The sequence below is a fragment of the Achromobacter animicus genome, assembly GCF_902859585.1.
Classification (GTDB): domain Bacteria; phylum Pseudomonadota; class Gammaproteobacteria; order Burkholderiales; family Burkholderiaceae_B; genus Achromobacter; species Achromobacter animicus.
The window spans coordinates 622,675-644,477 of the sequence record NZ_CADIJM010000001.1; the positions used below are offsets into that span (position 1 = coordinate 622,675).

Annotated in this window: 23 protein-coding genes; 11 read left to right on the plus strand and 12 right to left on the minus strand. The window is 66.5% G+C overall.

Features of this window, described 5'->3' with window-relative positions; all coding sequences use genetic code 11:
* The first annotated feature begins 123 nt into the window (after positions 1-123).
* Positions 124-1,293, plus strand: coding sequence for a metallophosphoesterase (locus tag HV681_RS02820; RefSeq protein WP_175121610.1), 1,170 nt, complete (start codon positions 124-126; stop codon positions 1,291-1,293).
* A 15-nt stretch (positions 1,294-1,308) separates the two neighbouring features.
* Here the strand turns inward: HV681_RS02820 and HV681_RS02825 are convergent, their stop codons facing one another.
* Both HV681_RS02825 and HV681_RS02830 read right to left on the minus strand, forming a co-directional pair.
* Positions 1,309-1,764, minus strand: a complete 456-nt coding sequence (locus HV681_RS02825; protein ID WP_056561122.1) for an Lrp/AsnC family transcriptional regulator — start codon at positions 1,762-1,764, stop codon at positions 1,309-1,311.
* A gap of 96 nt (positions 1,765-1,860) precedes the next feature.
* The gene (locus HV681_RS02830; RefSeq protein ID WP_239213423.1) at positions 1,861-2,652 is read right to left on the minus strand and encodes a MetQ/NlpA family ABC transporter substrate-binding protein; all 792 of its coding nucleotides are present in this window, start codon (positions 2,650-2,652) and stop codon (positions 1,861-1,863) included.
* A gap of 192 nt (positions 2,653-2,844) precedes the next feature.
* Here HV681_RS02830 and rocD point away from each other — a divergent pair, with 192 nt between their 5' ends.
* A complete protein-coding gene (gene rocD, locus HV681_RS02835) occupies positions 2,845-4,080 on the plus strand; it encodes an ornithine--oxo-acid transaminase (RefSeq protein ID WP_217467818.1) in 1,236 nt (411 codons plus the stop codon).
* 56 nt (positions 4,081-4,136) lie between these two features.
* Complete coding sequence (gene rocF / locus HV681_RS02840; RefSeq protein ID WP_254594871.1) at positions 4,137-5,075, plus strand: arginase; 939 nt, start codon at positions 4,137-4,139, stop codon at positions 5,073-5,075.
* A 72-nt stretch (positions 5,076-5,147) separates the two neighbouring features.
* On the opposite strand, the gene HV681_RS02845 is transcribed toward rocF, so the two are convergent.
* Entirely contained in the window at positions 5,148-5,888 is a 741-nt protein-coding gene (locus HV681_RS02845; protein WP_175121611.1) for an IclR family transcriptional regulator, read from the minus strand.
* Positions 5,889-6,113: 225 nt separating this feature from the next.
* Here HV681_RS02845 and HV681_RS02850 point away from each other — a divergent pair, with 225 nt between their 5' ends.
* Both HV681_RS02850 and HV681_RS02855 read left to right on the plus strand, forming a co-directional pair.
* The gene (locus HV681_RS02850; protein ID WP_175121612.1) at positions 6,114-7,322 is read left to right on the plus strand and encodes an ABC transporter substrate-binding protein; all 1,209 of its coding nucleotides are present in this window, start codon (positions 6,114-6,116) and stop codon (positions 7,320-7,322) included.
* Positions 7,323-7,389: 67 nt separating this feature from the next.
* Positions 7,390-8,451: an alcohol dehydrogenase gene (locus tag HV681_RS02855; protein ID WP_175121613.1), complete on the plus strand. Its 1,062-nt coding sequence runs from the start codon at positions 7,390-7,392 to the stop codon at positions 8,449-8,451.
* Between the two features lie 86 nt (positions 8,452-8,537).
* Here the strand turns inward: HV681_RS02855 and HV681_RS02860 are convergent, their stop codons facing one another.
* Positions 8,538-9,050 (minus strand): RES family NAD+ phosphorylase, encoded by a 513-nt coding sequence (locus tag HV681_RS02860; protein WP_175121614.1) that lies wholly within the window; start codon positions 9,048-9,050, stop codon positions 8,538-8,540.
* Positions 9,047-9,517: a type II RES/Xre toxin-antitoxin system antitoxin gene (gene parS, locus HV681_RS02865; RefSeq protein WP_175121615.1), complete on the minus strand. Its 471-nt coding sequence runs from the start codon at positions 9,515-9,517 to the stop codon at positions 9,047-9,049. The genes HV681_RS02860 and parS overlap by 4 nt, the downstream gene beginning before the upstream one ends.
* A 242-nt stretch (positions 9,518-9,759) precedes the next feature.
* On the opposite strand from parS, the gene HV681_RS02870 reads away from it, so the two are divergent.
* Positions 9,760-10,137, plus strand: coding sequence for a DUF423 domain-containing protein (locus tag HV681_RS02870; RefSeq protein WP_175121616.1), 378 nt, complete (start codon positions 9,760-9,762; stop codon positions 10,135-10,137).
* A gap of 73 nt (positions 10,138-10,210) precedes the next feature.
* Complete coding sequence (locus HV681_RS02875; protein ID WP_175121617.1) at positions 10,211-11,119, plus strand: DMT family transporter; 909 nt, start codon at positions 10,211-10,213, stop codon at positions 11,117-11,119.
* 11 nt (positions 11,120-11,130) lie between these two features.
* On the opposite strand, the gene HV681_RS02880 is transcribed toward HV681_RS02875, so the two are convergent.
* Positions 11,131-11,769: a glutathione S-transferase family protein gene (locus HV681_RS02880; RefSeq protein WP_175121618.1), complete on the minus strand. Its 639-nt coding sequence runs from the start codon at positions 11,767-11,769 to the stop codon at positions 11,131-11,133.
* 5 nt (positions 11,770-11,774) lie between these two features.
* Entirely contained in the window at positions 11,775-12,938 is a 1,164-nt protein-coding gene (locus HV681_RS02885) for a PQQ-dependent sugar dehydrogenase (protein WP_175121619.1), read from the minus strand.
* Between the two features lie 150 nt (positions 12,939-13,088).
* Between HV681_RS02885 and HV681_RS02890 the strand changes: the two genes are divergently transcribed.
* Entirely contained in the window at positions 13,089-13,700 is a 612-nt protein-coding gene (locus HV681_RS02890; RefSeq protein WP_175121620.1) for a glutathione binding-like protein, read from the plus strand.
* Between the two features lie 33 nt (positions 13,701-13,733).
* On the opposite strand, the gene HV681_RS02895 is transcribed toward HV681_RS02890, so the two are convergent.
* Complete coding sequence (locus HV681_RS02895; protein WP_175121621.1) at positions 13,734-14,690, minus strand: LysR family transcriptional regulator; 957 nt, start codon at positions 14,688-14,690, stop codon at positions 13,734-13,736.
* A 118-nt stretch (positions 14,691-14,808) separates the two neighbouring features.
* On the opposite strand from HV681_RS02895, the gene HV681_RS02900 reads away from it, so the two are divergent.
* From HV681_RS02900 to cuyB, 3 genes are read left to right on the plus strand one after another with little or no spacing between them, the layout of a single operon-like run.
* Positions 14,809-15,786, plus strand: coding sequence for a Bug family tripartite tricarboxylate transporter substrate binding protein (locus HV681_RS02900; RefSeq protein ID WP_175121622.1), 978 nt, complete (start codon positions 14,809-14,811; stop codon positions 15,784-15,786).
* A gap of 9 nt (positions 15,787-15,795) precedes the next feature.
* Positions 15,796-17,247, plus strand: coding sequence for an N-acyl-D-amino-acid deacylase family protein (locus HV681_RS02905; RefSeq protein ID WP_175121623.1), 1,452 nt, complete (start codon positions 15,796-15,798; stop codon positions 17,245-17,247).
* Positions 17,248-17,263: 16 nt separating this feature from the next.
* Complete coding sequence (gene cuyB, locus HV681_RS02910; RefSeq protein ID WP_175121624.1) at positions 17,264-18,007, plus strand: cysteate racemase; 744 nt, start codon at positions 17,264-17,266, stop codon at positions 18,005-18,007.
* Positions 18,008-18,056: 49 nt separating this feature from the next.
* Here the strand turns inward: cuyB and HV681_RS02915 are convergent, their stop codons facing one another.
* From HV681_RS02915 to livH, 4 genes are read right to left on the minus strand one after another with little or no spacing between them, the layout of a single operon-like run.
* On the minus strand, positions 18,057-18,758 hold the full coding sequence (locus HV681_RS02915) for an ABC transporter ATP-binding protein (protein ID WP_175122001.1): 702 nt from the start codon (positions 18,756-18,758) through the stop codon (positions 18,057-18,059).
* Entirely contained in the window at positions 18,758-19,525 is a 768-nt protein-coding gene (livG, locus tag HV681_RS02920) for a high-affinity branched-chain amino acid ABC transporter ATP-binding protein LivG (protein ID WP_175121625.1), read from the minus strand. The genes HV681_RS02915 and livG overlap by 1 nt, the downstream gene beginning before the upstream one ends.
* Complete coding sequence (locus HV681_RS02925) at positions 19,522-20,757, minus strand: high-affinity branched-chain amino acid ABC transporter permease LivM (RefSeq protein WP_175121626.1); 1,236 nt, start codon at positions 20,755-20,757, stop codon at positions 19,522-19,524. Before HV681_RS02925 ends, livG begins: the two co-directional genes overlap by 4 nt.
* Positions 20,757-21,683 carry a high-affinity branched-chain amino acid ABC transporter permease LivH gene (gene livH / locus HV681_RS02930; protein WP_175121627.1) on the minus strand — a complete coding sequence of 309 codons (927 nt, stop codon included), beginning with the start codon at positions 21,681-21,683 and terminating at the stop codon, positions 20,757-20,759. The genes HV681_RS02925 and livH overlap by 1 nt, the downstream gene beginning before the upstream one ends.
* Between the last annotated feature and the right edge of the window lie 120 nt (positions 21,684-21,803).

Sequence of the window (21,803 nt, forward strand, 5' to 3'; positions counted from 1 at the left end):
GCGCCCAGGTGCCGTGCGCGGCACACGCGCAACGCCACCTTTATCAATCGCGGCGCCGCCGGAGCATAGAATGGCGGTTCCCTGATTCCCTGCGCGTCCGTTGCGGCGCGCCCGCCCGCCGCCGTGTCCCTGCGCCAATCTTCCTTCTTCCTCCGCTTCCTGACTCTGGGCGCCCTCGCCCATGTGTACGTCGGCGCCCGTCTGATCCCCGACCTGCTGCTTGCTGGCGAAGGCACTGCCGCCGCCATCCTTTTCCTGATGCTTTCGTGCGTGCTGATCCCGATGGGCATGCTGGCGCGCTCTTCCGTCAATCCGCCTTGGGGCGACCGCATCGCCTGGGTCGGCCTGCTGGCCATGGGACTGTTCTCGTCGCTATTCGTGCTGACCGTGCTGCGCGACGCGCTCATGCTGCTTCTGTGGCTGGGCAATCTGGCGGCTGGCGCCGATCTGCCGTGGCTCGACCTGCGGCGCGCCAGCGCGTGGACGGTCATCGGGCTATCGCTGGCCGGCACGCTGGCGGGCTTCTACAACGCCCGGCGCCGCGCCCGCGTGGTCGACGTGGACGTGCCGATCGCCGGCCTGCCGCAAGACCTGGACGGCTTCACCATCGTGCAGATCAGCGACATCCACGTCGGCCCGACCATCAAGCGCCGCTATGTGCAGGCCATTGTCGACGCGGTCAACGAACAGTTGCCCGACATGATCGCCATCACCGGCGACGTGGTGGACGGCAGCGTCGAGCAGCTTGCGGCGCAAGCCCGTCCGCTGGGCGATCTGCGCGCACCGTTCGGCGTGTATCTGGTCACCGGCAACCACGAATACTATTCGGGCGCGGGCCCCTGGATTGCTGAATTCCGCCGCCTGGGCCTGCGCGTCCTCTTGAACGAACATGCCGTGATCCATCCGTCGGGCCTGCCTGTGGTGGTGGCGGGCGTCACGGACTTCAGCGCCGGGGCCTTCGATCCGCAGCAGCGCAGCAATCCGCGTGCGGCGCTGGCCAACGCGCCGGCCGACGCCTTTCCGCGCATCCTGCTGGCCCACCAGCCGCGCAGCGCGGCCGCGGCGGAACCCGCGGGCTACACGCTGCAGCTCTCCGGCCATACGCATGGCGGGCAGTTCTTTCCGTGGGGTTTCTTCGTGCGGTTCCAGCAACCGTTTACGGCGGGGCTGCACCGGTTGGGACAGATGTGGGTCTACACAAGCCGCGGCACCGGCTATTGGGGACCGCCCAAGCGGTTGTGGGCGCCGTCGGAGATCACTCGCCTGCGCCTGCGCGCCGCCCCCGCCCGCTGAACCGGGGGCTGCCGTTCAAGCCGCCTCAGGCAGCGGCCCGCGCTCCAGATAACTGGTCAGGGCGATATCGCTGGTCGTGTTGGAGATGCCTTCAATCTGGTGGATACGCGCCAGCAGCAATTCCAGCGCCTGGGTATCGCGCACACGCACCTTCAGCAGCATGGCGCTCTTGCCGGTGATGGTGTGGATCTCCTCGACCTCGTTCAGCTCGGCCAAGCCCAGCACCTGCTGCGTGATGGTCCAGTTGATCGTGTCGACATGCACGAAGGCCAGCAACGGCCGGCCCATCTTTGCGCCGTCGAGCTTGGCGGCGATGCCCTTGATCAGCCCGTCGCGCTTGAGCCGCTTGACCCGCTCGTGCACCGCGGGCGCCGACAGGTTGAGCTGTTTGCCCAGCTCCGCATAGCTGGGCGTGGCGTCGTCGGCCAACAGCGTCAAGAGTTTCCGGTCGCGGTCATCGAGGTCAGACATTGGAATCAGGTTCGGCGCGCAGCGCGCCGGCCTTTGATGAAAAGGGTTTGTCGGGGCAAACCCTGATTTTATTCCGATTGCCGTCCTGAAACCGCCTTACCAGGGGAACGAAATCAGGTCGCCGTACAGCCGCTTGAGCGTCGCCTTCACTTCGGGCGAGTTCTGATAAATGGCAATGAACTTCAACAGGCGCGGGTCCTGCGCCTTTTCGGGCTTGGCCACCCAGCGGATGGCGTAGCGCCGGATGCTGTCCGGATCGGTATTGTCGAAGGCCAGCCCGTCCTTTTCGTTCAGGCCCGCCTGTTTTGCGAACGTCGTATAGGTGACCGACGCCGTCACGTCGTCGAACGTGCGGGCCGACTGCGACCCTTCGATCTGGACGAACTTGAGCTTCTTGGGATTGGCCACCACGTCCTGCAGGCTGGCCTGGTGTGCGACGCCCGGCTTGAGCGTGATGAGTCCCATCGACTGCAGCAGCAGCAAGGCGCGGCCGGTATTGACCGGGTCGTTCGGCACCGCGATGGTCGCGCCCTCGGGCACCGGATCCCCCTTCTTCAGCTTTTTGGAAAACAGGCCGATGGTGGTCGAATAGCCGTATGCGATGGGCTGCAGGTTGGCGCCGCGGCGCTGGTTGAAGAGTTCAAGAAACGGCGCGTGCTGGAAGAAATTGGCGTCCACCGACCCGTCGGCCACCGCAATGTTGGGCAGCACCCAGTCATTGAATTCCACCAGCTTGACGTCCAACCCTTGCTGCTTGGCCTGCGCGATGGCCAGTTCGGTGGCCTCGTTGGCCACGCTGGCAATCACGCCGATGCGCAGGGGCTGTTCCTGCGCCGCCGCCGGGGCAATCACCGCCAATCCCAGCGCCGCCACCGCGGCGCCGCGCATCAGTCTCTCAAGCAATTGGTGCACAAGCATGTCAGCCATCCACAGAATCGGAACGCCGGACGACGGTCCGGCACAGGCGCTATTGTGCAGCACCCGGCGCGCCGGTCACGGAAAGGCCTTTGTCATGCAATGGCAATGCCAAGCCGCGCCCACGGCGCTAAGATGGCCGCAGTATGCCTTTGGGAGACGTTCATGAGTGCCGTGATGCCCCCCCAACCCAACCCGCAGTCCGCCGCCAGCCGCCGCGACCACATCGAAGACCAGTTGGGCGCGCACAACTACCACCCGCTGGACGTCGTGCTGGCGCGCGGCAGCGGCGTCTGGGTCTACGACGTGGACGGTCGCAAGTACCTGGACTGCCTGGCCGCCTATTCCGCGGTCAACCAGGGCCATTGCCACCCGCGCATCCTGGCGGCCATGACCGAGCAGGCGCAAAAGCTTACCCTGACCTCGCGTGCGTTTCGCCATGACCAGATGGCGGGCTTCTATGAAGACCTGGCGCGCATGACGGGCGCTCACAAGATCCTGCCCATGAACAGCGGCGCCGAAGCCGTCGAAACGGCCATCAAGGCCGTGCGTAAGTGGGGCTACGAGGTGCGCGGCGTGCCCGAGGGCAAGGCCGAGATCATCGTCTGCGCCAACAATTTCCATGGCCGTACGCTGGGCATCGTGGGGTTTTCGACCGACCCCGACGCCTATGGCCATTACGGCCCGTTCGCACCCGGCTTCAAGGTCGTGCCTTTTGGCGACTTCGAGGCCTTCGACGCCGCCATCAGCGACCGCACGGTCGCGTTCCTGGTCGAACCGATCCAGGGCGAAGCCGGCGTGGTGATGCCGCCGCCCGGGTACTTCAGCCGCGTGCGCCAACGGTGCACGGAACGCGGCATCACGCTGATCCTGGACGAGATCCAGACCGGCCTGGGACGCACGGGCAAGCTGCTGGCCGAGGAGCACGAAGGCATCGAAGCCGACGTCACGCTTATCGGCAAGGCGCTGTCCGGCGGTTTCTATCCCGTGTCCGCCGTGCTGTCCAACGCCGACGTGCTGGGCGTGTTCCAGCCCGGTCAACACGGCAGCACCTTTGGCGGCAATCCGCTGGCGTGCGCCATCGCGCGCGCCGCGCTGCGGGTGTTGACCGAGGAAGGCATGATCGAAAATGCGGCCGCCGTGGGAGCGCATTTCCTGGAGCGCCTGCGCAGCCTGCCCGGCCCGGTGCGCGAGGTCCGCGGGCGCGGCCTCATGCTGGCCGTGGAACTGGAGCCGGACGCCGGCGGCGCCCGCCTCTGGTGCGAACGCCTCCAGGCGCGAGGCTTGCTGGTCAAGGACACCCACGGTCATACCCTGCGCCTGTCGCCTCCCCTGATCGTCACGCGGGACGAGGTGGACTGGGCGTGCGACCAACTGGCAGCGGCGCTATCCGCCGCGTGACCCCACGCGCCGCAACGTGAACACTGCAATACGGAGCATGCGAATTGACGAACGCATTGACGAAACCCCCCACCCTGCCCACCCAAGTCACCCTGATCGGCGCACCGACCGACATCGGCGCCGGCGCGCGCGGCGCGTCAATGGGCCCTGAAGCGCTGCGCGTCGCGGACCTGGGGCCGGTCATCGAAGCGCAGGGCTTTCAGGTCCGCGACCGCGGCAACCTGTACGGCCCCGCCAATCCCTGGCTGCCGCCCGTGGACGGCTACCGCCACCTTGAGGAAGTGACCGCGTGGAATCAGGCGGTGCACGATGCCGTGTACGAAGAACTGGCCGAAGGCCGCCTGCCCGTCCTGCTGGGCGGCGACCACAGTCTGGGCATCGGCTCGGTCAGCGCCGTCGCACGCCACTGCCGCGCCACCGGCAAGAAACTGCGCGTGCTATGGCTGGACGCGCACGCCGACTTCAACACCCATCTGCTCACGCCCACCGGCAACCTGCACGGCATGCCGGTGGCCTGCCTGTGCGGCAATGGCCCCGCGCCGCTGACCGGCATGTCGGGCGAGTTTCCGGACATCGAGCCGTCCTGCGTGCGGCAGATCGGCATCCGCAGCGTCGATCCCGGCGAAAAACGCCTGCTGCACGACGCCGGCCTCGAGGTCTTCGACATGCGGTATCTGGATGAGATGGGCATGCGCGCCACGATGCAGGCCGCCTTGGCCGGGCTGGACGCCGACACGCATCTGCACGTGAGTTTCGACGTGGACTTTCTGGATCCCGAGATCGCGCCAGGCGTGGGCACCACGGTGATGGGCGGCCCAACCTATCGCGAGGCGCAGCTCTGCATGGAGATGATTGCCGACACCGGACTCATGCGCTCGCTGGATGTGGTGGAGCTGAATCCGGCGCTCGACGTGCGCAACCGCACGGCGGAGCTGGCGGTGGATTTGATTGAAAGCCTGTTCGGAAAGTCCACGCTGGTGCGGCGGGGGCCTTGACGCGGGCGGTCGATGACGCGCGGCGCATCGACCGCATCGCTTCCGGCGGCGTAGACCGATGGAAATATCCCCTTATCCCTCGCGATCACGCCGGATCGCCTCGGCCGCGTCGCGCAAATGAATCAGATTTTCCTCGCGCTGCGCCCACACGCGCGGCGTGGGACCTGCCACGCATAGCGCGTACCATTCGCCGCCCAGATCCAGTGCGACGGCCAGCCCCATGAGGTCCGCGACGCTTTCCCCCACGTTCGAGGCCCAGCCCCGCTCGGCAACCTTGCCCACGTCGGCCAGCAGGGCTTCGCGGGTTGTCAGCGTGCTATCCGTGTAGCGCGTGTATTGCGCCGCCGCCAGGACCTGATCGCGGTCAGCGGCCGGCAGGCGCGCCAGGATGGCTTTGGCAACCGAACTCGTGTGCAGCGGACGTCGTTCGCCGGCGCGCGCCGCATAGTGGACGGGCCGGGTCGACTCGGCCACGTCCAGAAACACGACGGCGCCATCCTGGATCTTGCCCAGCATCACGGTCTCGTTGACGGCATCGCGTAGCGCCAATAACCGCGGCCGCACCAGATCCAGCCACGGGTCGCCCGCGAGAATCTGCGCCGCCAGCCCGTGCAGCTTGCCGGTGGGGTAATACCCGGCGCGGCGCCTGACCTCGTACAGATACCCCCGAGCCACCAAGGTGCGCACCAGTGCCAGACAGCTCGACATCGGCGCGCCCAGCCCCTGGGCCAGCTCGGTCAGCGGCATGGGCCGCTTCGTCTGCGCAAACAGCTCCAGCAACTCCAGCGTGCGAGCGACAAGCTTGACTTCCACGGCGTCGGCCCTCCTTCGTGGCAATGCGTATTTGGCACCCGGACTAGGGTGTTCCACCGTGTTGACTTTTCATGTGCAGGTACCTAAATTCTTGCACAGGAATTTGCATTCACCAATGTGAAATACATTTCAGCCGGCTGGAGCACCGGCGCCCGCCTACCCGAGTTGCCGCGTCATCCATAACGTTCAATAAAACGGTCCGCTTCAGGGCTGGGAGACAGAAAGATGCGTATCAAACCCGTGTTGGCGGCTCTGGCCGCCACCTTGGCCGCCTGCGCGGCCCAAGCCCAGTCCGACGTCGTGCGGCTGGGCGTGTCCAACGACCGTTCCGGCATTTATTCCGAACTTGGCGGCCTCGGGTCCGAGACCGCCGTGCGCATGGCCGTGGAGGATTTCGGCGGCAAGGTGGCCGGCAAGACCGTCGAGGTGGTCGGCGCGGACAACCAGAACAAGGCCGACGTGGCGTCCGCGCTGGTGCGCCGCTGGTTCGACACGCAGAATCTGGTCGCGGTGGTGGACGGCGGCGCCAGCTCGGCCGGCCTGGCCGCCCAGGGCGTGGCGCGCGAAAAAGGCGGCACCGCGCTGATCAGCGGCGGTTTTGCCGGGGACTTCAGCGGCAAGCAATGCAGCAACCTCAGCACGCAATGGGCGCCGGATACCTACGCGCTGGCCAACGCCGTGGTCAAGAGCGTCGTCGAGAGCGGCGGCAAGAGCTGGTACTTCATCACCACCGATTACGTCTTCGGCAAATCGCTGGAAAGCAACGCGTCACGCTTCGTCGAGGCCGCGGGCGGCAAGGTCGTGGGCAGCACGCGCCATCCGCTGGGCGCGATGGACTTTGCGTCGTTCCTCATCCAGGCGCAGTCATCCAAGTCCGACGTCGTGGGCCTGGCCAGCGCCGGGGGCGACCTGGTCAACCTCATCAAGCAGGCGCAGGAGTTCGGCCTGGCGGGCGGCAAGCAGCGGATGCTGACGTTCCTGACCTTCATCAACGACGTCCATGCAATGGGGCTGCCCGTTGCGCAGGGGCTGACCTTCCCCACCGGCTTCTATTGGGATGCCGACGAGGACACCCGCGCCTGGACCCAGCGCTGGCAAAAGAAGATGGGCGTCACGCGCGCCCCCTCCATCGTCCAGGCCCTGAGCTATGTGGCCACCACGCATTACCTGCAGGCCGCGCAGGCCGCCGGCACCTTCGACGCCGCGGTGGTCAACCAGAAGATGCGCGAATTGCCCATCACCACCAAACTGATCAAGAATGCCCGGGTGCGCCCCGAAGATGGCCGCGTCATCATGGACCTGTACCTGGTCGAGGTGAAAAAGCCCGCCGAGTCCAAGCATCCGAACGATTACTACCGCATCCTGTCCACGGTGCCCGGCGAAAAGGTCTTCGTGTCGCTCGCCGACAGCGAATGCCCCCTGGTCAAGAAATAGGTCACGCCGGACGCGCCGGATTCCGGTCCGGCCGCAGGGTGCAGGAGATTACATAAAGGAGACAACCATGAAGTGCTATTGCGTCGTCAATTTCCGCGAACCGCTGCAGGAAATGGACCAGCCCACCCCCACGCCGCAAGGGTCGCAGGTCCTGCTCAAGGTTCGCGCGGCCGGCGTGTGCCACAGCGATATTCACTTGTGGGAAGGCGGCTACGACCTGGGCCAGGGCCGGACCCTGTCGCTCAAGGACCGGGGCGTGTCGCTGCCGCTGACCATGGGCCATGAAACGGTGGGCGCCGTCGTGGCGGCCGGCCCCGACGCGCAGGGCCTGGCCACCGACCGCAATTACCTCGTCTATCCGTGGATCGGCTGCGGCAAGTGCCCGTCGTGCATGGCCGGAATGGAAAACCACTGCACCGTGCCGGCCTGCCTGGGCGTCCACCGCGCTGGCGGCTACGCGGACCACATCGTCGTGCCGCATCCGCGCTACCTCATCGACATCGGCGACCTGGACCCCGCGCAGATCGCGCCTTACGCGTGCTCAGGGCTCACCACGTACTCCGCCTTGCAGAAGATCGGCGCAGACATCTACCGCGAGCATCCCGTCGTGATCTTCGGCGCGGGAGGCCTGGGCCTGATGAGTCTGACGCTGATCAAGGCGCTGGGTGGCGCGGGCGCCATCGTGGTCGACATCGACCCCGCCAAGCGCCAGGCGGCGCTGGATGCGGGCGCGCTGGCGGCCATCGACGGCGCCGCCCCGGACGCCGCGCAGCAGATCATGCAGGCGGCGGGGGGCAAGCCGGTGCGGGCCGCGATCGATCTGGTCGGCGCACCGGCCACCACCTCGCTGGCGTTCGACTTCCTGACCAAGGGCGGCAAGCTCATCATCGTTGGCCTGTTCGGCGGCGGCTCCACCTGGCCCATCGCCTTGATTCCGATGAAGGCCCTGTCCATCATCGGCAGCTACGTGGGCAACCTGGCCGAACTGAAGGAACTGATGGAACTGGTGCGGGCGGGCAAGGTGCCGCCGATGCCGGTCCACCGCCACGCATTGGCCGAGGCGGACAGCGTGCTGGCCTCGCTGCGCGAAGGCAAGGTCGTGGGCCGGGCGGTGTTGACGGTTGATTGAGGCTTTTGCGGCGATTGCGACTGAACGCGCCCGGCAATGGGCGCGTTCTTTTTGACGCCTGATTTTTCACGCCTGCCTTTGGACGCCTACGCCGGCCGCAACCGCGGATCGTAGACGAAGCGTTCGCGCCGCACCACCACGATATCCTCGGCGTCCGGATGCGCCGGATTGATCAGGAAATTGCAGTCCGGCACGCCGCGATATGGCACGATCGCGCTGGGCAGTTCCAGCAGCGCCGACACCCCCGACGCCACCCAGTTGTCGCCCACGGCCTGCGACGCTTCGGCAAAGGGCACCGCGTCCCAGAACGGATAATCGTCCTGCAGTTGCGCCAGCGACAGCGACTGGCGCGCTTCGAAGATGCTAGTGGGCACGGCCAGTTCAATCAGGTAGCGGTTGGCGTGCTCGGACGCGCGCGCGGCAAAATGCACCACCGTTTCCAGCACGGCCAGCGCGACACTGGCCGAGGCATACACCACCGGCGTGCCCGGGCTGTTGTAGCGTCCGCCCACCGCGGCCGCGCCGGCGCCGGAGAGGTCGTCCGCCCGGTACTTGCCCGCCGTGGTGCCAATGCGCCAGAGCGAAACGTAATCGGTCATGCGTAGACGCCCGCGGCGGCGCGGGCCAGCGTGTCTTCGACGATGCGGCTGCTGGCATCCGACGTCAGCAGCGACAGCGGCTTGACGTTGCCCAGCGCCGGCACGGGCGTGTTCAGCCACAGCACCGCTTCCGCGTCGCTGCCCAGCACCTGACGGGCGACGCGCACCACGCGGGCGACGCGGGCAAGCCGGTCGGATTCACCGAGCGGCAGCGCCTGCCCTTCGCGCGTCCAGCGCGACAGCGACGCCGCCTTGACCTCCGTGATCGCCATGATTTCCGACTTGGGCACCTGCAGGTAATCGGCGGCATCGTCGACCATCCGCGCGGGCAGTCCACGGTGCACATCCCGCGCAATATCGGTCAGCGGACTGTCGATCAGGCCGCGAAAAAGCTGCCTGGGGCGCGGCGGGCGCTTGGTGGAGGCGCCGCGCTTGGCGGGCGATTTGTCAGTCAGCGCGATGGTCATGATCTGCTCCGGGCGCCGCGTGGACGAAGCGAAAGCCGGAGAAACCGGCCAGACTTGCACGGCGGCTGAATTACCAAATTGAATTTATAATATCCCATTTGGAAATCGGCTTGCAAGGCGGCCGTTGCCGAGCCGGCTGCGGGCCGCGCTTTGCCATCGTCCGCGGCCCCGTCATGCACCATATTTGGGCCTATCATAGGCGGCGGCAAATTCGCCCCTCGAATTTCTCTCAAGGACACGCAATGACGGACCGGCAGCTCACCATACTCGCGGCGATCAACCTCATGGTGGCGGTGGGCGCCGGGGCATTCGGCGCGCATGGCCTCAAGCGCATCCTGACGCCAGAACTCCTGGCCGTCTGGCAGACCGGCGTCATGTACCACCTGGTCCACGCCCTGGGCATCTTCATCATCGCGTTGCTGGGCGCCCGCTTCGGGTCGCCGCTGCTTTCGGCCGCCGGCGTTGTCATGTTCGTCGGCATCGTGCTGTTTTCGGGCAGCCTGTACCTGCTGACGCTGACCGGCACCCGCTGGCTCGGCGCGGTGACGCCGTTCGGCGGAACGGCCTTCCTGGCCGCCTGGGCGATGGTCGCCATTGCCGCCTACCGCGCGCAGAGCTGAAAGGCCTTCCCGATCTTCACCTATCCGTTCTTCACCCTCAGGCGGCAGGAACCGCCGCCCTTGCAGGTTTCAGATGTCCCCAAGCACCGCATTACCCTCCGTCCGTGAACATTCCGCCGCCGCAGGCATCGCCTGCGTGGCGGGCGGCATCTTCTTTCTGACGCTCAGCGACGCCAATGCCAAATGGCTGGGCGCCAGCTACAACCCGCTGCAGATCCTCTTTCTGCGCGCGCTGATCGCGCTGCCCTTCGTGACCGCGCTGGCCCTGTGGCTGGGCGGACGCCGCGTGCTGCGTACGACGCATCCCGGCCTGCACCTGACGCGCGGCGCCATCAACGTGGTCTCGGCCTGTTGCTTCTATCTGGGATTGCAGGCGCTGCCGCTGGCCGAGGCCACCGCCATTGCGTTCGCCGCGCCGCTGTTCGTCACGGCGCTGTCGGTGCTGATCCTGAAGGAACGCGTGGACGGCAAGCGCTGGCTGGCAGTGCTGGCGGGCTTTGCCGGCGTGCTGATCGTGGTTCGCCCTGGCACGCAGGCCTTCCAGGCCGCCACCCTGCTGCCGCTGACCACCGCCCTGCTCTACGCGGTCATGATGATCACCGCGCGCGGCATCAACCGCGCAGAAGGCATGCTGACCACCACTTTCTACATCGTGTTGGGACAATTGGTGTGCAGCGCGATCGGATTGCCGTGGGTGTGGCGCGCGCCGGCCATGGACGACCTGCCCTATTTTGGCGGCGTGGCGCTGTTCAGCACGTTGGGCCTGGCGCTCATCACGCAGGGATTCCGCATCGGGCCCGCGTCTGTCGTGGCGCCTTTCGACTACACGGGTCTGGTCTGGGCCACGATCCTGGGATGGATCTTCTGGCGCGAGGCGCCCGACGCCTATGCGTACCTGGGCGCCGTTTTCATTGCCGGCAGCGGCGTGTACATCGCCGTGCGCGAAGCGCGCGGCAAATCGCGCCGGCGTGCCGCCACCTGAAGCTGCCCGCGTTATTCGGTGGGCGGCGGAAAGTGCCGCCGCAACACCCGGGCCACGTTCGGTTCCAACGCTGCTTCGCGGGCGACCGCGGTCAATGCCGGACACATCGCGCTGAACCACGACGGGCCGGGACGCCAATGCGTCATGACCGTCACATACAGGTCCAGCGCTGAAAAACGCCGCCCCAGCATGTGCGGCGCGCCGGCCTGGCGTTCCAGCTCCTGCCACAGCTCGGCGCGGCGCGTGTGGACCCGTTCGCGCAGCAGGTCCACCGCATCGCCCGGCGTCGTCCACTGCGCGGGATCGTCGCCGTACGTGAAGGTCGGGTAAACCGCCGCCACGACCCGCACCAGCAGGTTCAGAAAGCGCGCCCGTTCCGGCTTGTCCGGCGCGGGGGCAAGACCGGCCTGCGGCGCCAGGTCGTTCAGATGCAGGATCATCGCCGCGCTCTCGGTCATGACCTCGCCGTCGGGCAGGATCAGCGTGGGCACCTGCCCCAGCGGATTCAGATGCAGCAGCCGGTCCCGCTCGGGACCGGGCTTCAGGTACGGCACGTCCGTCAGGACGTGCGGCACATTGGCCAGCACCAGCGCCATCTCGACGATGGCGGAGCCGCACCCCGCGGATCCGATGAGCTCATAGGTCTTCATGACGGTCACCCTCCTGTTTCGGCCGGCGCCACCCGCAGCAGTTCGCCCGGGGAAGCGTCCGTCAGCACATACACATAACCGTCCGGCCCCTGCCGCACGTCGCGGATCCGGCGCTTGCGGTCGACCAGCAGCCTTTCCTTCTCGACCACGTTTTTGCCGTCGACGGTCAGGCGGATCAGGTTCTGGTTGCCCAGCGCGCCGATGAAGAGCGAATTGCGCCAGGCCGGAAAGCGGTCGGCGTCATAGAACGCCATGCCGCTGATGGCGGGCGATTTCGGCCACCAGTAGACCGGCGGCTCCATGCCCGGCAGCGTCTCGCCCTTGGCTTCCGGAATCTTCAGACCCGAATAGTTGATGCCGTAGGTCGCCAGCGGCCAGCCATAGTTCTTGCCCGGCTGCACCACGTTGATCTCGTCGCCGCCGCGCGGCCCGTGTTCGTTTTCCCAGAGCTCGCCGGTCCAGGGATTGAGCGCCATGCCTTGCGGATTGCGATGGCCGTACGACCAGATCTCGGGCCGCGCGCCCTGCTTGCCCACGAAGGGGTTGTCGTCAGGCAACGCGCCGTCGGCCTTGAGCCGCACGACCTTGCCCTGCAGCTTGTCCAGGTCCTGTGCGGTTGGCCGCTGGTTGTTCTCGCCCAGCGCAATGTAGAGGTAACCCTTGCCGTCAAACACCAGGCGCGAGCCGAAATGCAGTCCGGACGACAGCTTGGGTTCCTGGCGGAAGATGACCTTGAAGTCTTCAAGTCCGCTGGCATCGTCGGCCAGCCGGCCGCGTCCGACGGCCGTGCCGCTCTTGTCGCCGTCCGACTCCGCATACGACAGATACACGTAGCGGTCGGTCGCAAAGTTTGGCGACAGCGCCACGTCGAGCAGACCGCCCTGGCCGCGCGCGGCCACCTTGGGCACGCCGGTCAGCGGCTTGGACAACCCGCCGGGCGTACGCAACAGCCGCAGATTCCCGGGACGCTCGGTGATCAGGATGCCGCCGTCGGGCAGGAACGCCATGGACCAGGGATGATCCAGGCCGCCGACAACCGGCATCACGCGCGCAGGCGCCGAGGGCGGCTCCTGCGAGGCTTGCGCGATGGCGGGCGCAGCGGCGCAGGCCAGGGTCAAGGACAAGAGAAAGGGGATCGCGCGCGTGCTCGCGGCGGTGCGTGACTGCATGGACATCTCCGGCGGCGACAGATTGAAAAGCGGGCGCGGAAGGCATGACAGAGTGACGCGGGACCACTCGCGAATGGCATACCCGGTTGGCGTACCATAGCGCCCACGGACGGGAGCTCTCCCGTTCTTCCTTCCAGGAGTCTCCGACAGATGAAACTGTACTACATGCCCGGCGCGTGCTCGCTCGCTTCCCATATCGTGCTCGAATGGATCGGCGAGCCGTATGAAACGCACAAGCTCAGCCGCGAGGCGCTCAAGGAGCCTGAGTTTCTGCGGATCAATCCGATGGGCGCCGTGCCGGCGCTGACCGATGGCGACTGGACCCTGACGCAGAACGTATCCATTCTGGAGTATCTGGCCGAACAGGCGCCCGAAAGCACGCTGCTGGGCGACGGCTCCGCACGTTCGCGCGCCGAAGTGCGCCGCTGGGTCGGCTTCATCAATTCCGACGTCCACAAGACGTTCTCGCTGCTGTTCGGCGCGCAGCGTTATTTGAAGGACGAAGGCGCGCAGAAGGAACTGGCCGCATCGGCCTCGGCGCTGCTGACCAAGCTGTTCGCGCAACTGGACACGCAACTGGCCGGCAAGCAGTACCTGGCGGGCGCCGCGCCTTCGGTTGCCGATGCCTACCTGTACGTCGTGCTGCGCTGGGCGCACGCCAAGGAAGTGGACCTGACCGGCCTTTCCAACCTGTCCGCGTTCTTCGAGCGCATGCAGGCCAACGCCGGCGTCAAGGCCGCGCTGCAGGCCGAAGGGCTGTAAGGGTCTGCGCTGCCCCGCTGACGCCCGGGCGTCCTATTCCGGCGTCACCCCGGGCAGCGCCTCGCTCTCAAGGATCTTCTTGACGGCGGCCAGAAAGCGCCGCGCCAGCAGGGGCGGCGCACTCAGGTTGGAATGCGTCGCCCAGATCTCAACGCTAGCCTCGGGCGTGATCGGGCGCAGCGCCATGTGCGCAGCCTGGTCCGGCGTGACGCACCAGGCATCCACCAGCGCCGGGCCCAAGCCCTGCTGCACGAAAGAACAGGCGGTCACGGGCGAATGCACCTCGATCGACGCCGCGCAGTGCGGTCCTTCGCCAAAGAACGGCTGCAGCGCGCGCCCCAGCGGCGTATCGCGCGGATAGCCGATCCACGCCGCCGATGAAAAGTCTTCCGGACGCACCGCGTCGTGGCTGGCAAGCGGATGCCCGGGCGGCAGCACGCACACTACCGGCACTCGCGCCAGCCGGACCGACGTCAGGTTCGGATGATCCGGCGGCTGCATGGAAATGCCGATGTCCGCCTGTCCCGACAGAAAGTACGCCGCCAGTTCGTCGAACGTCACGCTGCGGTAATCGACGCGCGCGCCCGCATTGCGACCGCGAAACCGCTCCAGCGCCATGGGGATCAGCCGCTGACCGAAACTGGCGCTTGCCACGATCTTCAGCATGCCCGCGCCGGACTGCCCCAGGCTGGCGGCCAGGTCGTTCACGCGCTGGATGCCGCCGTACACCTGCTCGACCTCGGCATACAGACGCCGCGCCTCCGCCGTGGGGGACAGCCGGCTCTTGACGCGCTCGAACAGCCGATAGCCCAGACGGCTTTCCGTGAGGGCAAGCACCCGGCTCACAGCCGGTTGCGACACGTGCAGCATGCGCCCCGCTCCGCTGATCGAGCCGGCCATCATGATGGCGCGGAACACCTCGATCTGGCGCAGGTTCAGCGGCCGCCCGGCGCTCGGCCCGGCCTCGTCGGCATACGCATCGGCTTCCATTTCTTCCCCTTTTCCAATAACGAGGGATTATAGGTTTGAGACATTTTTCGATGACGCAGTGCCGCATGGCCGGGTGTAATCTGCCCGCTCCACAAAACAAAACCAGGGGAAATCCACCATGCGCAGCACGCTCCTTCGCAGTCTTTCCATGGCGGCGCTCAGCGTCGTCTTCGCCGGCGCCGCCTCGGCCGCCAGCTATCCCGACAAGCCCATCACTTTCGTGGTCCCGTCTGCCGCCGGCGGCTCGCCTGACGTGCTGTCGCGCCTGATCACCACGCAGATTGCCCGCGACACCGGCGCCACGATGGTCATCGAAAACCGCCCGGGCGCCGCCGGCAACATCGGCATCGCGCTCATCAAGCGCGCAGCGCCGGATGGCTACACGGTCGGCTACGGCAACATCAACACGCTGGCGGTGAACCGCTCGCTGTTCAAGCGCCTGCCGTACGACGTGGACAAGGACCTGACGCCCGTCGCGCACATGTTCGACCTGTACAACGCTCTGATCGTCCCGGCCGACTCGCCCGTCACCAGCGTGCAGGACCTGATCGACCGAGCCCGCAAGGAGCCGGGACGCTTGTCGTATGGCGCGTCGGGCGTCGGCACCACCGGCCACATGGGCGGCGAACTCTTCAAGAGCATGGCCAAGCTGGACGTGATGTTCATCCCCTACAACGGCGGCCCCGCTGCCATCCAGGATCTGCTGGGCGGCCGCCTGGACTACCTGTTCGTCAACACCTCCGAGGCCGCGCCGCTGGTCAAGAGCGGCAAGGTCCGCGCCATCGGCGTCAGCAGCCTGAAGCGCCTGGCGCTGATGCCCGACGTGCCCACGCTGGACGAGTCCGGCCTGAAGGGTTACGAGACAGTTGCCTGGGGCGGCGTGGTGGCGCCCAAGGGCACGCCCGACGACGTGGTGGCCACGCTGAACGCCGCCATCCAGAAGGCGCTGCAGGCGCCGGAAGTGCGCCAGGGCCTGGCAACGCTGGGCGCCGAGCCGGCGACCGGCTCCCCCGCCGACTTCAAGCAGCTGATCGATCGCGAAACCGCCAAGTGGCAGCAGATCATCGACAACGCCGGCATCGAAAAACTCGACTGAGCACGCTTCATGACGGCAGACACCTTGCAGGCTGACTTCATCGTCGCGGGCGCCACGCTCATCGACGGCTCGGGCGGGCCCGCCACCCAGGGCGACCTGGCCGTGCGCGGCGGACGCATCGCGGCGGTGGGCAGCTTTGCCCATCCCGCCGGCGTGCCGGTCATCGATGGCCGGGGCCAGGTCCTGGCGCCGGGCTTCATCGACTCGCACACCCACGACGACGGCTACCTGCTGGCGCATCCCGACATGCTGCCCAAGGTGTCGCAAGGCATCACCACGGTCGTCACCGGCAACTGCGGAATCAGCCTGGCGCCCCTGGCGCGCACGCAGATTCCGCAGCCGCTCGACCTGCTGGGTCCGCCGGCGCTGTTCCGCTTTGGCACCTTCCGCGCCTGGATGGACGCCCTGCGCGACACGCCGGCCGCGGTCAACGTGATTCCGCTGGTGGGCCACACCACCTTGCGCGTCGCCGTCATGGACGACACCTCGCGCGCGGCCAACGACGCGGAACGGGCCGCCATGCGCGACCTGATGCAGGAAGCGCTGGATGCCGGCGCGTTCGGCGTGTCGACCGGCACCTTCTATCCGCCAGCCAGCGCCGCGCCCACGGACGAGATCATCGACGTGTGCCAGCCGCTGCGCGGCCGCGCCGGCATCTATGCCACGCACCTGCGCGACGAGGCCGACCACATTGTGCCCGCCATGGAAGAGGCCCTGCTCATCGGACGCGAAACCGATTCCCGCGTGGTGTTCTCGCATCACAAGCTGGCGGGCGAACGCAATCACGGCCGCACCCGCGAAACGCTGGACCTCATCAGCCGCGCCGCGGCCGCGCAGCCGGTCTGCCTGGACTGCCATCCCTATCCGGCCACCTCGACCATGCTGCGGCTGGACCGCGCGCGGCTGGCCAGCCGCACGATGATCACGTGGTCCACGGGCTACCCCGAGGCCACGGGCCGTGACTTCAGTGACGTCATGGCCGAACTGGGCCTGGACGACGAAGCCGCGGTCGCCCGGCTGGCCCCAGCCGGCGCCATCTATTTCCTGATGGACCCGTCGGACGTCAAACGCATCTTTGCCCATCCGCTGACCATGGTCGGCTCGGACGGCCTGCCCTTCGACCCGCATCCGCACCCCCGCCAATGGGGCACGTTCACCAACGTGTTGCGCACCATGGTGCGTGAACAGAACCTGCTGTCGCTCGAAGCCGCCATCCACAAGATGACCGGGTTGGCCGCCGCCCAGTATGGCGTCGCCGGGCGCGGCCTGCTCCGGGAGGGGTATCATGCTGACCTGGTGCTGTTCGATCCCGCCACCGTCACCGACGTGGCCACTTTTTCAGCGCCCATTCAGGCAAGCCGGGGCATCCACGCCGTGTGGGTCAACGGCAGGCAGGTCTGGGACGGGGAACGGACGGGCACCGAACGCCCGGGCCAGGTCCTGACGCCCGGTGATGCATGAGCACGGAGTACTTAAAGTGAAGACGTTTTCCCAGGGCTGCTACCTGGGTGTATTGGGCGGAATGGGCCCCATGGCCGGCGCGGCCTTTGCCCTTCGCCTGGCGGCGCTGACGCCCGCCACGGTTGACCAGCAACACATCCCCACCCTGCTGCGCAACGATCCCCGTATTCCCGACCGCTCCAGCGCCTACATGGCCGGCGGCGAGAATCCCCTGCCCCACATGGTCGATGGCGTGCGCTTCCTGGAACAGGCCGGCGCCCAGCTCATCGCCATCCCGTGCAACACCGCCCACCTGTGGTTCGACGACATCGCCGCGTCCACGCGTCTGCCCGTGCTGCACATCATCGAAGCGGTCATCGAAGACCTGCGCCGCCTTGGCCTGCCCAGCGGCCGCATCGGCCTGATGGGCACCGCCGCCACGCTCAAGCTCGGCCTCTACCAGCGTCACCTCGAAGCCCAAGGCTACGAGTGCATCGTGCCTGACGACGACGAAGTCGAACGCTTCTGCATGGGCTCGATCCGCGCGGTCAAGGGCAACCAGCTCGAAGACGCCTTTGCGCCCGCCGCCGAATGCATCGCGCGCCTGAAGGCCCGCGGCGCCGACGCCGTCGTGCTCGGCTGCACGGAACTGCCCCTGGCCGTGCCGCACGCCCTGCGCCCCAGCCTCGGCGTGACCCTCACTGACTCCATCGACGCCCTCGCCCGCGCCGCCATCGCGCACTACCAGGCCGACCAGCCGGCCGAACGGATCGCCGCGTAAAAAAAAGGGCGCATCTTTCGATGCGCCCACTTCCTTCGCGGGGAAGAGGTCAACCGCCCAGGTACGCCTTGCGGACCTTGTCGTTGACCAGCAGGTTGGCGCCGGTGTCCTGCAGGACCACGCGGCCGTTTTCCAGCACGTAACCGCGGTCCGCCACGCCCAGCGCCTTGTTGGCATTCTGCTCGACCAGGAACACGGTCACGCCCTGCTCCCGGATCTCGCGGATGATGTCGAAGATCTGGGCGATCACCAGCGGGGCCAGGCCCAGCGTCGGTTCGTCCAGCAGCAAGAGGCGCGGCCGGGTCATCAGCGCGCGGCCGATGGCCAGCATCTGCTGTTCGCCGCCCGACATCAGGCCCGCACGCTGGCTGGCGCGTTCCTTCAGACGCGGGAACAGACCGTAGACGTGGTCAATCCCCGCCTCGATCTCGTCGCGCTTGGAAAAGAAGCCGCCCATCATCAGGTTCTCGGCGACCGTCAGGTCCTTGAACACGCGCCGCCCTTCAGGCGAAATGGCGATGCCACTGCGCATGATGTGGTGCGTGTCCTTGTTCGTGATGTCCTCGCCTTCGAACGTGATCTTGCCTTCGCGCGCCCGGGGATTGCCGCAAACGGTCATCAGCAGCGTCGTCTTGCCCGCGCCGTTGGCGCCGATCAGCGTGACGATCTCGCCCTGGTTGACGTCCACCGACACGCCGTTCAACGCCTGGATCGCGCCATAGTACGTGTGTATGTTTTCCAGCTTCAGCATCATTCCTCCCCCAGGTACGCCTTGATGACGCGCTCGTCGTTGCGCACCTGCTCGGGGGTGCCGGTCGTGATGGGCTTGCCGTGTTCCATGACCAGAATGCGGTCCGAAATGCCCATGATCAGGCTCATGTCGTGCTCGATCAGCAGCACGGCCACGCCGAATTCGCGGCGAAGCTGGTCGATGAGCGATTGCAGATCGCGCTTTTCCTGAGGATTCAGGCCGGCCGCGGGCTCGTCCAGCATCAGCAGACGCGGCTTGGTGATCATGCAGCGCGCGATCTCCAGGCGCCGCTGGTGGCCGTAAGCCAGATTGCCGGCTTCACGGTTGGCGAACTCGCGCAGGCCCATGAAATCCAGCCACTGCGCCGCGCGCGACAGCGCCTCGGATTCAGATTGGCGGTAGCCGCGGGTCTTGAGCAGGCCGGGCAGCAGGCGCGATTCCACCTGCGTATGCTGCGCGACCAGCAGGTTTTCCAGCACCGTCAGCTGCTTGAACAGGCGCACGTTCTGGAACGTGCGCACCAGCCCGTGGCGCGCCACCTTGTGGCTGGCAAGACCCGTGATGGGCTTGCCGTCCATGATGATTTCACCGGCGGTCGGCGCGTAAAAGCCGCCCACGCAGTTGAACACGGTGGTCTTGCCCGCCCCGTTCGGGCCGATGATGGCAAAGACCTCGTCGGACATGACCTCGAAACCCACGCTGTCGACGGCCAGTAGGCCGCCGAACCGCATGGTCAGGCCGGAAACTTTCAGCAATGCCTCGCTCATTTAGCCAGCTCCACGTGGGGACGCTTCATGGGCAACAACCCCTGCGGACGCCACATCATCATCAATACCATCACCAGACCGAACATCAGCATCCGGTACTCGGCGAACTCGCGCGCCAGTTCGGGCAGCACGGTCAGCAGGATGGCAGCGAGGATCACACCGACTTGCGAACCCATGCCGCCCAGCACCACGATGGCCAGGATCAGCGCGGACTCGATAAACGTGAAGGACTCCGGATTCACCATGCCCTGGCGCGCCGCGAAGAACGCGCCGCCAAAGCCGGCGAACATGGCGCCCAGCGTGAACGCGGACAGCTTGATGCGGGTGGGATTCAGGCCCAGCGAACGGCAGGCGATCTCGTCTTCGCGCAGCGCCTCCCAGGCGCGGCCGACCGGCATGCGGATCAGGCGCGTGGACACGAACAGCGTCACCAGCGCAAGCAGCAGCGCCATCATGTACAGGTAGATCACCATGTCCTGGTTCTGGAACGTCAGCCCGAAGAACTCATGGAACGTGGTGCCGCCCTCGGTACTGGGACGGCGCGTCATTTCCAGGCCGAAGAACGTAGGCTTCGGAATTCCGGAAATGCCGTCCGGACCGCCGGTGACCTGGTTCAGGTTGATCAGCAGCAGGCGGATGATTTCACCGAAGCCCAGCGTCACGATGGCCAGGTAGTCGCCGCGCAGCCGCAGCACCGGAAAGCCCAGCACGAATCCGAACAGCGCCGACATCGCGCCGGCAAACGGCAGCGCTTCCCAGAAGCTCCAGCCGCCCCAGTGATAGAGCAACGCGTAGGTATAGGCGCCGACGGCGTAAAAGCCCACGAAGCCCAGATCCAGCAGCCCGGCAAAGCCCACCACGATGTTCAGGCCCAGGCCCAGCATCACGTAGATCAGCACCAGCGTGGCGATGTCCACCGAACTGCGGCCCGCGAAGAACGGCCAGATCACCGCAATGGCAAGCAGCAGCACCATCAGCGGCTTGTGGTTGCGGGCCGGCGCCGATGACAGCGTGGGCAGGCCGGTCTTGAGCTTCTTGAACGGAATGGCAAGCCACGGACGCAGCAGCTGGAACACGAACACCACCGCCGCGGCCAGCGCCACCAGCGACCAGTTCGACTCCATCGACGTGCGCGCACCCTGACGGATGAGCTGCAGACCGAAGACCGGGGTGACGATGACCGCCGTCAGCACGGCCGCCATCGTGGCGTTTTTGAGATTGTTGGTCGACATCAGACTTTTTCCACCTCAGGTTTGCCCAGCAGCCCGGTGGGACGGAACAGCAGAATCAGGACCAGCAGCGAGAACGCCACGATGTCCTTGTACTGCGACGATATGTAGGCCGCCGCAAAGGTTTCCGCCAGGCCCAGCAGCACGCCGCCCAGCATGGCGCCGGGGATGCTGCCGATGCCGCCGAGCACCGCCGCCGTGAAGGCCTTGATGCCGGCCAGGAAGCCGATGAAGGGATTGAGTTTGCCGATGGTGATGGCGATCAGCACACCGCCGACCGCCGCCAGGATCGCACCCATCACAAACGTGAACGAGATCACGCGGTTGGTGTCGATGCCCAGCAGGTTGGCCATGTGCATGTCCTGCGAGCAGGCGCGCGATGCGCGGCCCATGCGGGAATACTTGATGAACAGCGTCAGCGCGATCATCAGCACCACCGTCACCACGATGATCATCAGGCGCGAGTACGGCACCGTCACATCGAAGTCCGAGCCCATGTGGAACTGCATGGCGCCGGACACCAGCGAGGGCACGGCCATGTCGCGCGCGCCTTGGCCGAGGGCCACCCAGTTCTGCAGGAAGATCGACATACCGATGGCGGAGATCAGCGCCACCAGACGGGGGCTGCCGCGCACCGGCCGATACGCCACGCGTTCGACCGAGAAGCCGTAGATGCCGGTAACCGTGATGGCCACGAGCAGCATGGCCGCGATGATGAACGGGGTCGGCAATCCGCTGTTGGTGCCGATCGCCGTCAAGGTGACCAGGCCCACATAGGCGCCGATCATATAGATTTCGCCGTGGGCGAAATTGATCATCCCGATGATGCCGTAGACCATTGTGTAGCCGATGGCAATCAGCGCGTAGATCGCTCCCAGGGACAATCCGTTGAAGAATTGCTGGGTAAGTTGGGGTATGAGGTCGGACATGATTCCAATGCTCCAAATAGTTCCGGCTCCGGTAGTGAGACCCGGAGCCGGAAACCTGGGCGTATTTTATAAGGGCCTGCCGGCGCCGCCTTGCCGGCCGCACAGCGCTTTTGGCGCATC